Raw genomic sequence first — 12,726 nt, forward strand, 5'->3', positions numbered from 1 at the left:
GGCCAGTTTCACCCTCTCGAAGGGGCGGTTCTGCGGATTTTAACCCGCTGCCCCCGTTCAGTTTCGCCCCGAGGGTGCTCACAATTCAGGGGTGACCACACGTCGAGTTTTCACCGCAGCGATCTCCGTCGTGCTGGCTGCAGCCATGTTGCCAATGGTTTCCGGCACTGCTGCCGCTGCCCCCGAGCACGACAGCGTCGTGTCCGATGCCCCGCCGGCGTGGACACCGGCGATCAACGACGGCTCCGTCGTCGGCGTCGCCGAGGTCGGATCGACCATGGTGGCGGTCGGCAACTTCACCAGCGTCACCCCGTCGGGAGGTGGAACGGTCGCGCGCGACAACGCCGTCGCGTTCAGCGCCACCAACGGTGCGTTGGTCAGTGGCTTCAACCCGAGCTTCAACGGCGCTGTCAACGACGTCCTGCCCGGCCCCACGGCCGGCACGGTCTACATCGTGGGTCAGTTCTCCCAGGTGAACGGCGTCGCCCGGAGCAAGGTGGCACTCCTCAACGTGTCGAACGGGTCACTGGTGACCTCGTTCAACCCGCAGAACATCAACGGTGCGGTCAACACCGTGGCCCTGTCCGGCAGCCGACTGCTCCTCGGAGGCAACTTCACTGCGGCCGGCAACCAGGCCCACGGGGGTCTGGTCGCGCTCAACGCGACCACGGGCGCCGTCGACCACGCGTACCTGGCGAGCAACGTGACCGAACGCCACAACGACTCCGGCAGCGGTGCGCAGGGCGCGGTGGGCGTGCGGGACCTGGAAGTGTCGCCGGACGGTTCGAAGCTCGTCGCGATCGGCAACTTCAAGCGGGTCGACGGCCTGGCCCGTGACCAGGTCGTCGTCATGAACCTCGGGTCGACGACGGCGCAGGTCGCGGGGGACTGGCGTACCCGGCGCTACGAGCCCTACTGCTTCAGCTTCGCCTTCGACACCTACGTCCGTTCGGTGAGCATCTCGCCGGACGGCACCTACTTCGTGGTCGGGTCGACCGGAGGTCACGTCGGCGGCACCCTGTGCGACACGGCGGCGCGCTTCGAGCTCGGCGCCACGGGCGAGGAGATCCAGCCCACGTGGATCGACTACTCGGGCGGTGACACCGTCTGGGCGGTCGAGGCCACGGAGACCGCCGTGTACGTGGGTGGACACCAGCGCTGGATGAACAACAGCCTCGCCGGTGACACCGCAGGTCCCGGCGCGGTGCCTCGTCCCGGACTGGCAGCGCTGGACACCGAGACCGGAATGCCACTCGCCTGGAACCCGGGCCGTAACCCGCGCGGAACCGCGGTCTACACGCTTGAGGCCACGAGCGCCGGCCTGTGGATGGGCAGCAACACCGACTATGTCGGGCCGGGCTACCGGTACAACCGGCCGAAGCTGGCGTTCTTCCCCGAGGCCAGCGGCGCACAGAAGGCTTCGGACGCGACTCCCGTCCTCCCGGGAACGGTCTACCTGGGTGCGTCGGCAGCGACGTCCAACGGCAACATCCTCTACCGCGTCAACGCTGGTGGTGGCACGGTGGGCTCTGTCGACGCGGGACCGGACTGGGAGGCGGACGACGGGTCGTCGAGCCCGTACCGCAACACCGGGAGCAACGCCGCAGGCTACAGCTCTGGTGCCACCTTCGACTCGACCGTGCCTACCAGCACACCCAACGCGGTCTTCGACGCCGAGCGGTGGTCCCCGTCCGACAACCCTGCGATGAACTGGTCGTTCCCGGTGCCGAACGGTGTGCCGCTGCAGGTGCGGATCTACTTCGCCAACCGTTGCAGCTGCACGGCGAGCGCCGGCCAGCGCGTCTTCGACGTCAGCGTCGAGGGATCCAAGGTCCTCGACAACTTCGACATCGTGGCCGCCACGGGCAACAACAACCGGGCGACCATGCGTTCGTTCGACGTCACCAGCGACGGCACCGTGAACATCTCCACCTCGCACGAGGTGGAGAACCCCCTGATCAACGCCATCGAGATCGTTCGTACGGACATGGCTCCGCCGAGCGCCGGCGCGAACTCGCTCACGGCGGTACCTCTCACGACGAGCGGTGCCGGGACCCCTGCGAGCGTCTCGACGCAGGGGATCAACTGGAACGACGTGCGCGGGAGCTTCGTGGCAGGCGGCAAGCTCTGGTACGGCAAGACCGACTCGATGTTCTACTCGCGGACCATCTCCGCCCAGGGTGCTCTCGGCGCCGAGACGGCGATCGACCCGTACAACGACCCGCTGTGGGCCGGGGTGAGCGCCGGTGCCGGGACCGGAACATACGACGGCAACCGCAACGCGATCTACGGCCAGATGTCGAGCGTCACGGGGATGGCCTATGCGGACGGCCGTCTTTACTACACCCGTTCTGGCGACAACAACCTCTACTGGCGCTGGTTCAGCACCGACAGTGGCATCATCGGTTCCGACACCTTCACGGCAAACGGTGGCCGTTCCTGGAACGGCACCTACGGGATGTTCATCGCGGACGGCACCCTCTACTTCGCGACCTCCAACGGCAACCTCAACCGGATGGCGATGTCGAACGGCACACCGTCCGGCAGCGTCACGGTCGTTGACGGGCCGTCGACGTCGGGCACGAACTGGCGAGCACGAGGGTTCTACCTGAACGGTGGGTCCGCGCCTGCCAACCAGTCGCCGACGGCAGAGTTCGGCGCGCCGGACTGTGACGACCTGTCGTGCACGTTCGACGGTTCCGGCTCGAGCGACCCGGACGGGTCGGTCGCCGACTACAGCTGGGACTTCGACGGGACCGGGACGGCCGACGAGGCCGAGCCGACGCACGAGTTCCCTGCAGCGGGCACGTACGAGGTCTCGCTCACGGTGACCGACGACGACGGTGCGACCGACACGACCACCCGGGACGTCACGGTGACTGCACCGCCGGTTCCCAACGAGTCGCCGGCGGCAGAGTTCGGCGCGCCGGACTGTGACGACCTGTCGTGCACGTTCGACGGTTCCGGCTCGAGCGACCCGGACGGGTCGATCGCCGACTACAGCTGGGACTTCGACGGGACCGGGACGGCCGACGAGGCCGAGCCGACGCACGAGTTCCCTGCAGCGGGCACGTACGAGGTCTCGCTCACGGTGACCGACGACGACGGTGCGACCGACACGACCACCCGGGACGTGACAGTCTCGGACGGGTCCACCGTCGGCGAAGACATCAGCTTCGTCGCCAGCGCGTCGTCGAACACGAACAGCACCACCTCCCGCGTGACGATTCCCAACGGAGTCCAGGCCGGTGACACCTTGCTGCTCACCGTGGGCGTGAGCAACAATCCTGAACCCTCGGTCCCGTCGGGGTGGAACCTGGTGGGTACCAGGACGACGACGGGCATGGCCAGCTACGTGTGGGAGCGCACGGCCGCAGCGGGCGACGCCGGTTCGGAGGTCGCCATCCAGTTCAACGAGATCCGCAAGGCCTCGACCATCGTCAGCGCTTACCGCGGCGTCGGTGACCTGGGCGTCGCGGAGTCGGCTGTCGATGCCTCGACGGACACGCACGCGACACCTCCGGTGAACGCCTCGACCGGTTCGTGGGTGGTGTGGTTCTGGTCGGACAAGGGACCGAGCACTTCCGCGTGGTCCGCGGGATCGGGTGTCTCCGAGCGGGCTTCGATCTTCAGCTCGGGCTCGGGCAGGATCTCCGCTCTCGTCGGTGACTCCGGCGGACCGCTCTCCGGCGCTGTGCCGGCAGCCACGGCCACGACCGACGTGTCGTCGTCCCGCAGCATCAGCTGGTCCCTCGTCCTCGAAGCCGCTTCCTAGAATCGATGATGGTGATGAACACGAAGAGAGCCGGGATCCCCGCCGGGGTGCTCGCCGTGCTCCTGCTCGCCGGGTGCACGGGAGAGGACGGCGAGGCGACCGGCGCGCCGAGCGTGACTTCGCAGGCCGACGCAGCGGGCGGGGCGTCGCCGGAGTCCAGCGGTGAGGCGTCGACGTCCGAGGACGGACAGCCGAAGGACGGGCAGTCGGAGGATGACGGCTCGAGCGCCGCACCGGAGGACGTCTCGGGCGAGGAGGTCGTCGAACCGAGCGGTGAGGTCGCCGAGACGGCACAGCCGTCGAAGGACGGGAAGCAGGAACCGCTCTTCAACCGGGTACCTGGCGACGAGTCCGGCAAGTGCCTGAAGGTGGGGGACGAGCGCGACGTCCGTTCCGGCGGCATCGTGGGTGGATCCTTCGATGACGCCCGCAAGTCCTGGGACGTCGAGCAGCCCGGCAAGCCCAGTGGAACGGCACGCCTCTACTGGATCCCGATGGACGCCAGCGAGATGCCGGGCGTCGAGGTCGTCGCCACGAACAAGAAGACGGGCGACAAGGTCGTCACGGATCAGGACCTCGTGAGCGATGCCGAGCAGTGGAGGTACTACGACACCTACATCGCGCTCCCTGCGGCGGGAGAGTGGACGTTCGAGGTCACTGCCGGTGAGGACACCGGTTGTTTCGTCGTCAAGCTGACCTAGTCGTCACGCTCGCAGAACGTCGAGAGCCCGCCGGTCGTCAGGACCGGCGGGCTCTCGACGTTCCCGGCAGCAGGTCAGGCCGTTCACGTGGCGGAGGATGACCCCTGCGTGTCGAGGAGGGGTCGCTGCTCACCAGTGGCCTGGGCTCGTCGACTCTCTCGCCAGAGGAGGCCCAGCGTGACGAACGGGACGAGCATCCAGGTCGCCGCGTCGTAGAAGAGACTGTAGAAGGCGGTCATGAGGATGACCGCGGTGCCGCCCAGGACGACCGGTGACCTGAGTCTTCGGCACTGCCACACCTGGACGGCGCCGAACGTGAAGAAGAGGGCGACACCTCCGTACCCGGTCGTCACCATGAGCATGTAGAGGTAGCCGTTCATGCCGATGCTCGCATTGCCGCACGTCGGGCATTTCGGGCTCTCACCCACGGCGATCGACGATGCGGAGCCCAGCGTGGAGCGTGTCGAACCCAGGCCGACCATGGGCGAGACGGTGACGAGCTCGAACGCCTTCTCCGTGGTGAAGGTCCGGATGTCGTCGCTCTTGCCGTTCTCCAGCCGCTGCTCGACCACCGCGCCGAGCGGCGTCGCGAGCAGTGCTCCCATGCCCAGCGAACCGATCAGGAGCATGGAGACCACCAGGACCAGGCGGCCGCGGAGGGCGAGCACGATCGCGACGTAGACGACCGCGACGGCGACCCCGATCCACGCGGCCCGGTTCAACGAGTAGATCAGGATGACGATGCCGGTCAGGACCAGGAGAGTGGGTCGGATCCGAGCCTTGGCCCCGGGGAGGAAGTACCACGCGACGACCGCCCACACCCCCAGGAGCGTGATCGTGAAGCCCCATTCGTTGGTGTAGGCGAACGGGGCGGACGGTCGGGGCGTCTCCGCGGCGAAGACCGACTGCACCTGGGAAGCGCGCGGATGAACGAGATTCTGCACGTAGTCGTCGCTCCTGATCGAGTGGGGGAGGACCATCTCGAACGGGGAGGTGAAGTGAAAGTGCGGGGCGAGGAGTCCGAGCAGACCGCCGGCGACGACCCAGGCGAAGAAGACACCGAGCAGGCGGACCAGACGACGGGTGGGGAGCTCCTCCTCGGTGAGGTTCCCGACGAAGAGCATGACGATCGTGACCGAGAAGTAGGAGAGCTCACGAACTCCGAACGCGATCAGGCGGCCCGAAGCGCTGCCGTCGACGTATCCGGCAGGATCGATGCCGAGGAGCAGCACGCCCGCCAGGGTCCAGATCAGGAAGACGCCCCAGATCAGGAACCCGCGGGGAAACTTCAGCGGGCGTCGGCGGTACAGGATCACCGCCATGGGAACGGCCATGACCGGCACGGCGAACTCGGAGAGCCCGAGCGCCCAGAAGACCGGGAATCCTGCGAGCAGGACGACGAGTGGCCAAGCCGGTCCTCGGAGCCATCGAGCCCGCGGTTCGCCACTCTCGCGGATGTCGACGCTGCCCTCGGTCTGCGGAGCGACGGGCTGGGGCCCCGTCATGGTCAGGTGGTCTTGGCCGTGCCCAGCAGGTCGCTGTCACGATCGCTGGGGTCGGTCTTGTCGCTCGTGCCCCCCGGCGTCTCACCGGGTTCGTCGGCGTCGTCGGCGGAGGCTCCCGACGACGGTCGTTGGTGGGCAGGGCCGGTGGCACGGTGCGGTGGGCGTGATCGGCCCTCGGGAGCCCTGCCGTGGCGCACGTCGTCGCGTCGGCTGTGCATGTTCGCCACCACCGAGCCGAGCACGGTGGCCGAGACGTGACGGAGCTGGTCCAGGGCGTCGGCGGCTTCCGGACGGGTGGTCCGCCGCGACGTCGCCACCAGGAGCACACCGGGACCCAGCGTGGCGAGGGACTGGGCGTCCGCGTTGACGCTGGTCGGGGCGACGTCGACGACCGTCACCTCGGCGTGCTCGGCCAGGGCTGTGATCACCGATCGTGCACGACCGCTCTGCAGCAGCTCCGAATAGATGCGTCCGTCCGCGCTCGCCGCCACGGCGCGCAGGTGCGGGACGTCCGGGACCTCGAAGATGGCGTCGACCTCGTCAGCCTTGCCGAGCAGGACGTCTGAGAGGCTCGCGCTGTCGCCACGGTCGAACACGTCGCTGACTGCGAACGCGGACGAGTTCGCCGAGACGAGGAGGGTCTCGACGCCGCTGCGCGCAAAGGTCGCGGCGAGGTGGAGAGCCAGCGCTGATCCGGTGGAGTCCGCGGACATGCCTGCGACGAGGACGCTGCGATCGCGGTGCATGCGTGCCAGGAGCGCGTTGCGGACCTGGTGCAACGAGTCGGGGTTCGTCCCGGCGCCGAGCCAGGAGAGCTCCGGGTTCGGCAGGTCCACGGCCGCCGCGAGAGTCTCCAGGCCGACCCTGTCGAGGTCACGACGTCCTCGGACACGACGGTCGGCGCGGTCCACGAGAACCGCTGCGAGCAGACCCGCGAGCAGGCCGCCGAGCAGGCCGCTGACGGCGAGGATCGTCACGTTCGGGCTCGAGGGTTCCGTCGGCAGCTGCGCCTCGGTGATGATCTTCCCCGCCTGCAGGTCGGTGGCGGCGAGGCTGATCAGCTGTCCGTTGAGCGTGGCGATCTGACTGACGAGCAGGTCGCGCTGCGACGTCTCGAACTCTCGTTCGTCCGAGTCTGCGGGCAGCTTGTCGATCAGTGTGGTCTGCTTCTTCAGCTCCTCCTGCAGCGCGGCGACCTGTGACTCGATCGCTTCGCTGTTGGCCGTGCGGCGGCTCTCGGCACCGGCCAGCCGGTTGGTCAGGTAGGCGTCGGCGAAGGCCGAGGCCCCGGCCTGGGCGTCGGCGGCGGTGCCGGCGGAGAACGAGATGTCCAGCACCGAGGTGTTGGCCGGCACGGTGACCATGACATGGCGCGCCAGCAAGCGGGGATCGGTCTCGATCGGGTCGTCCATCGACTCCATCGCGAGGCTGGACACGACGGTGGACGTCACCAGCTGCGCCTCGGTGTCGAGATTGAGGTCCCCGGAGGTGCGGCCGCCCTCGACGGAGGCGTCCTCGCCAGTGGACTGGACGAGAACCGAGGCCGTGGAGGTGTAGGTCTTCGGGATCAGCTCGGCCGCGATCGCGGCGACGCAGAGTCCGACCACGAGTCCGAGCACGAGGAAGACCCACCGGCGTCGGATGATCTCGCCGTAGTCGGCGAGCTCGACGTCAGCATCGGTCCTCATCATGCTCATGGCGCAGCCTTCCTGGCACCGGCAGTCGGCGGCGCCTTGGTCAAGGGTACGTGGGAGCCGTGGTGACACGCCGCGCAGCCCGGGTGAATGTCGCCGTGATCAGGGCTTCAGTCGACCAGCGTGAAGGAGCTCGGCCGGGCCTCGGTGGCGACACGCCCGCGTACCGCACGACGAAGGTCCCCCGCTTCCAACAGGTCCGCCCCGACGGAGACGGCGAGGCCGCGTTCGCCCAGCTCGTCCGCGATCATGAGCTGGTGGTCGTCGACGTGCTCGTCGTGGCTGCTGAGGCGCGGGACGAGGACGGGGCGCCGGCCGAGCTCCAGCGCCGTGAGCGCAGAGCCGATTCCTGCGTGGGTCACGACGAGATCGGCGGCGGCGATTGCGGACCGCAGCTCGGCGTGGGGCACTCCGGTCCGGACGTCCCCGAACGGTGGTCGGCTCGACGTCGCGCCGAGCTGCCAGAGGATCTCGGCGCCGGGTTCCACGACCTCGGGCAGCACCGTCACGAGGCGGTCGACGAGTCGCCCGAACTCGAACGTGCGCATCGTGCCCAGGGTCACCACCACACGCCGCACCGGTCCATCAGGAGCTTCGGTGACGTCGAAGTCGTCGAAGAGGGAGCCTCGATAGCTCCACCGCGACCCAGCCCAGCTCTGGTACTGGCTGTACAGACGGGTCCCGGGGATCCGGGAGGCCAGGCTGCCCGTCAGGCTCGGTCCGTCCGCACGGGCGGCGCTCTCGATGTAGTGACAGGGGACGCCTCGGGCGCGCGCTGCGAGGAAGAAGGGCAGGGCGATCCCTGCTCCTGTCGAGACGACCCGGTCGAATCGTCCGTCACGCACGATGCGGTTTGCCTGGGGAAGGATCCGCAGGAGGGCGGAGTAGCCGCGCGGCGGGACGTAGTCGACGTGCTCAACGACTTCTCCGGCGAGAAGGGACCGGGACTGGGGATCGTCATGAGTCACCCAGGTCATGGAACCACTGGGCGGCGAGAAGCGCCGGTGGATCCGGTACAGCTCCTCGAGGTGGCCGCCTGTCGCCGCCACCAGGAGGGTGCGCGCTGCCTGCATGGTGATCGACTCCCTGGGGACGAGGCACGGTGTTCATCTGCAGGGGGCGTTCCGTGCGGAGGGCCTGGTGCTCACCGGTCATTCAATCACTGCCGACTCATCGCCCACCGGGTGATTTCGGCCGCGGGCCCTTGAGGTGCGCCCGATCGCAGCAGCCCTGCGCGGAGCGGCCCGGTCCCGGCCGCGGCGTACCCTGGGAGGGCAAGCCCGCACGCCCGTCCCAGGGCGAGGTGGGCCCGTCGTCGTGCCCTGCGCGTCCGTCCCGCAGCGAACAAGGATCCCGCATGAACCTCACCGGCATCGTCCCCGCCCTCCTTGCCGACCCCGGCGCGGCCGCCGCCCTGGAGGCCGTCCCGAGCGGGGGAGAGGTCGACGTCGTCGGCCCGAAGGGCGTGCGCCCTCCGCTCCTGGCGGTGGCGGCGCAGCAGCGGCCTCTGGTCGTCGTCGCGGCGACGGGGCGTGACGCCGACGAGCTGGCGGCGTCCCTGCGTGCCTACCTGCCGGACGACCGCGGCGACGACGTCGCGGTGCTGCCGGCGTGGGAGACGTTGCCGCACGAGCGGTTGAGCCCGCGGGCGGACACGGTCGCGAAGCGGCTGGCGGTGTTCCGCCGTCTGGCGCACCCCACGGCTGCGGCGGGCCAGGCGGGCGAGATCCGCATCCTCGTGATGCCGGTGCGGGCGCTGCTGCAGCCCGTGGTGGAGGGCCTGGGCGAGCTGGTGCCGGTGGCGCTGGACGCGGGTGACACGGCGGACCTCACCGACGTGGGCGACCGGCTGGTGGCCGCGGCGTACTCCCGGGTCGACATGGTGGAGCGGCGGGGTGAGTTCGCGGTGCGCGGCGGCATCCTCGACGTGTTCCCCCCGACGGAGGACCACCCGCTGCGCATCGAGTTCTGGGGCGACGAGGTCAGCGAGATCCGCTGGTTCTCCGTCGCCGACCAGCGTTCGCTGGAGATCGCGGAGCACGGGCTGTGGGCGCCGCCGTGCCGGGAGATCCTGCTGACGGACGCGGTGCGGCAGCGGGCGGCCGACCTGGTCGAGGATCTTCCGGGGGCCACGGACCTGCTCGACAAGCTCGCCGCGGGCATCGCCGTGGAGGGCATGGAGTCCCTCGCTCCGGTGCTGGTGGACCGGATGGTGCCGGTCCTGGACCTGGTGCCGGACGACGCCCTGCTGGTGCTCGACGAGCCGGAGCGGGTGCGGCGTCGTGCCCACGACCTGGTGGCCACGACGGAGGAGTTCCTCGCCGCGGCGTGGACGAGCGCCGTGGCCGGTGCGGACAGCCCGATCGACCTGTCGGCGGCGTCCTTCGCGACGTTCGCCGACACCCGCGACGTCGCCGCTCGGCGCGGGCTGGGCTGGTGGACGCTGTCCTCGTTCTCCCTGGAGGCGACCGGCCCTGAGGCCACCGGCCCGGCCGACGCGGCCGGCCCGGCCGACGCGGCCGACGCGGCCGACGCGCCTGACGCGGCCGACGTGGCGGACCTCGGACCGGTGACGACGTCGGACCACGGCACGACGATCACGATCGCCGCCCGTGACGTGGAGTCGTACCGCGGTGACGTGGCCCGGGCGCTGGACGACGTCAAGGGTCTGCAGCGCGCGGGCTGGCGCCTGGTGCTGACCACGGAGGGGCCCGGCCCGGCGAAGCGCATGGTCGAGCAGCTCGGCGCGGTGGACACCGCCGCGCGGCTGTCCATCGATCTGGCTGCCGAGCCCGAGGGCGGCGTCGTGCACGTGGTGCCGGCGCTGGTCGGCAAGGGGTTCGTCGCCCCCGAGCTCCGGCTCGCCGTCTTCAGCGAGTCCGACCTGACGGGCCGGCAGGGATCGTCCACGCGCGACATGCGCAAGATGCCGTCCCGGCGTCGCAACGTCGTCGACCCGCTGCAGCTCAAGGCGGGCGACTTCGTCGTGCACGAGCAGCACGGGGTGGGGCGTTTCGAGGAGATGGTGCAGCGCACCCTCGGTGCGGGCGCGAACGCCGCGACGCGCGAGTACCTGGTCATCGAGTACGCGTCGTCCAAGCGGGGCCAGCCGGGTGACCGGCTGTTCGTGCCGATGGACCAGCTCGACCAGGTCACGAAGTACACGGGCGGGGAGTCGCCGTCGCTGTCGAAGATGGGCGGCGCGGACTGGAAGAACACCAAGGCGCGCGCCCGCAAGCACGTCCGGGAGATCGCGAGCGAGCTGATCCGGCTGTACTCGGCGCGCATGGCCACCGAGGGGCACGCGTTCGGGCCGGACACGCCGTGGCAGCGCGAGCTGGAGGACGCCTTCGCCTACGTCGAGACCCCGGACCAGCTCGTCACCATCGACGAGGTCAAGGCGGACATGGAGAAGACCATGCCGATGGACCGGCTGATCTGCGGCGACGTCGGCTACGGCAAGACGGAGATCGCGATCCGGGCGGCGTTCAAGGCCGTGCAGGACGGCAAGCAGGTCGCCGTCCTGGTCCCGACGACCCTGCTCGTGCAGCAGCACTTCGACACGTTCTCCGAGCGGTACGCGGGGTTCCCTGTGACGGTGCGCGCCCTGTCGCGGTTCCAGTCCGCCAAGGAGTCCGAGGACACGATCGACGGGTTGCGCACCGGCAAGGTCGACGTCGTCATCGGCACCCACCGCCTCATCACGGGTGCGGTGCGGTTCAAGGACCTGGGGCTGGTGATCGTCGACGAGGAGCAGCGGTTCGGCGTCGAGCACAAGGAGACCCTCAAGCAGCTGCGCACCAACGTGGACGTGCTCGCGATGTCCGCGACGCCGATCCCGCGCACGCTGGAGATGGCGGTCACGGGCATCCGGGAGATGTCGACGCTGGCCACCCCTCCGGAGGAGCGACACCCCGTCCTCACCTACGTGGGCGCCTACGAGGAGAAGCAGATCGGCGCCTCGATCCGGCGCGAGCTGCTGCGCGAGGGCCAGGTCTTCTACATCCACAACAAGGTGGAGACGATCGACCGGACGGCGGCCCGGCTGCGCGAGCTCGTGCCCGAGGCCCGCGTCGGTGTCGCCCACGGCAAGATGTCCGAGAGCCAGCTCGACCAGGTGATCCGCGGCTTCTGGGAGAAGGAGCTCGACGTGCTGGTGTGCACCACCATCGTCGAGACGGGCCTGGACATCTCGAACGCGAACACCCTCATCCTGGAACGGGCGGACACGTTCGGGCTGTCCCAGCTGCACCAGCTGCGCGGCCGGGTGGGTCGTGGCCGCGAGCGCGCCTACGCCTACTTCCTGTACCCGCCGGAACGTCCCCTGACGGAGACGGCGCACGACCGGCTCGCCACGATGGCCGCGCACACCGACCTCGGGGCCGGCATGCAGATCGCCATGAAGGACCTGGAGATCCGTGGTGCGGGCAATCTGCTCGGCGGCGAGCAGTCGGGTCACATCGCGGGCGTCGGGTTCGACCTGTACGTGCGCATGGTCGGCGAGGCGGTGCGGGCGTTCAAGGGCGACGGCGAGGCCGAGGAGCCCGAGGTCACCATCGAGCTGCCCGTGGACGCGCACCTTCCCGAGACGTACATCGCCACCGAGCGGCTGCGGCTGGAGGCGTACAAGAAGATCGCCTCGGCCCACGACGACGCGGCGCTCGCGGAGATCCGCGACGAGCTGCTCGACCGGTACGGCAAGCTGCCGGAGCCGACGGAGGCGCTGTTCGACGTGGCGACGTTCCGCAACCATGCCCGGCGCGCCGGCCTGACGGACATCACCGCGCAGGGCCGCCACATCCGGTTCGCGCCGGTGGACCTGGCGGAGTCCGCCCAGCTCCGCCTCAAGCGGCTCTACCCGGGCACGATCCTCAAGCCGGGCATCCGGGCGGTCCTGGTGCCGTTCCCGACGACGGCGCGCATCGGAGGCAAGCCGCTGCGGGGTGCGGCGCTGCTGGCCTGGGCGAAGCAGCTGATCGACGCCGTGGTCCTGGGCGAGGTGGCGGCGGCCGCGTCGGTGGGGACCGCGGCGCGCTGAGCGGGTGGGCGAG

General features: G+C 69.7%; 6 protein-coding genes. 3 read left to right on the top strand and 3 right to left on the bottom strand.

The window, feature by feature from the left end; all coding sequences use genetic code 11:
• Positions 1-91: 91 nt before the first annotated feature.
• Together ACNHYB_RS14605 and ACNHYB_RS14610 are read left to right on the top strand one after the other, a co-directional pair.
• Complete coding sequence (locus ACNHYB_RS14605) at positions 92-3,775, top strand: PKD domain-containing protein (protein WP_418276074.1); 3,684 nt, start codon at positions 92-94, stop codon at positions 3,773-3,775.
• Between the two features lie 14 nt (positions 3,776-3,789).
• Positions 3,790-4,476, top strand: a complete 687-nt coding sequence (locus ACNHYB_RS14610; protein ID WP_418276075.1) for a hypothetical protein — start codon at positions 3,790-3,792, stop codon at positions 4,474-4,476.
• An 83-nt stretch (positions 4,477-4,559) separates the two neighbouring features.
• Here ACNHYB_RS14610 and ACNHYB_RS14615 read toward each other — a convergent pair whose 3' ends face one another.
• From ACNHYB_RS14615 to ACNHYB_RS14625, 3 genes are all read right to left on the bottom strand, one after another.
• Positions 4,560-5,981: a hypothetical protein gene (locus ACNHYB_RS14615; protein ID WP_418276076.1), complete on the bottom strand. Its 1,422-nt coding sequence runs from the start codon at positions 5,979-5,981 to the stop codon at positions 4,560-4,562.
• 2 nt (positions 5,982-5,983) lie between these two features.
• A complete protein-coding gene (locus ACNHYB_RS14620; protein ID WP_418276078.1) occupies positions 5,984-7,678 on the bottom strand; it encodes a hypothetical protein in 1,695 nt (564 codons plus the stop codon).
• A gap of 107 nt (positions 7,679-7,785) precedes the next feature.
• Positions 7,786-8,748 carry a glycosyltransferase gene (locus ACNHYB_RS14625; protein WP_418276079.1) on the bottom strand — a complete coding sequence of 321 codons (963 nt, stop codon included), beginning with the start codon at positions 8,746-8,748 and terminating at the stop codon, positions 7,786-7,788.
• A gap of 284 nt (positions 8,749-9,032) precedes the next feature.
• Here ACNHYB_RS14625 and mfd point away from each other — a divergent pair, with 284 nt between their 5' ends.
• The gene (gene mfd, locus ACNHYB_RS14630) at positions 9,033-12,713 is read left to right on the top strand and encodes a transcription-repair coupling factor (protein ID WP_418276080.1); all 3,681 of its coding nucleotides are present in this window, start codon (positions 9,033-9,035) and stop codon (positions 12,711-12,713) included.
• Positions 12,714-12,726: the final 13 nt, after the last annotated feature.

The organism is Isoptericola jiangsuensis (assembly GCF_048320105.1).
Lineage (GTDB): Bacteria > Actinomycetota > Actinomycetes > Actinomycetales > Cellulomonadaceae > Isoptericola > Isoptericola jiangsuensis_A.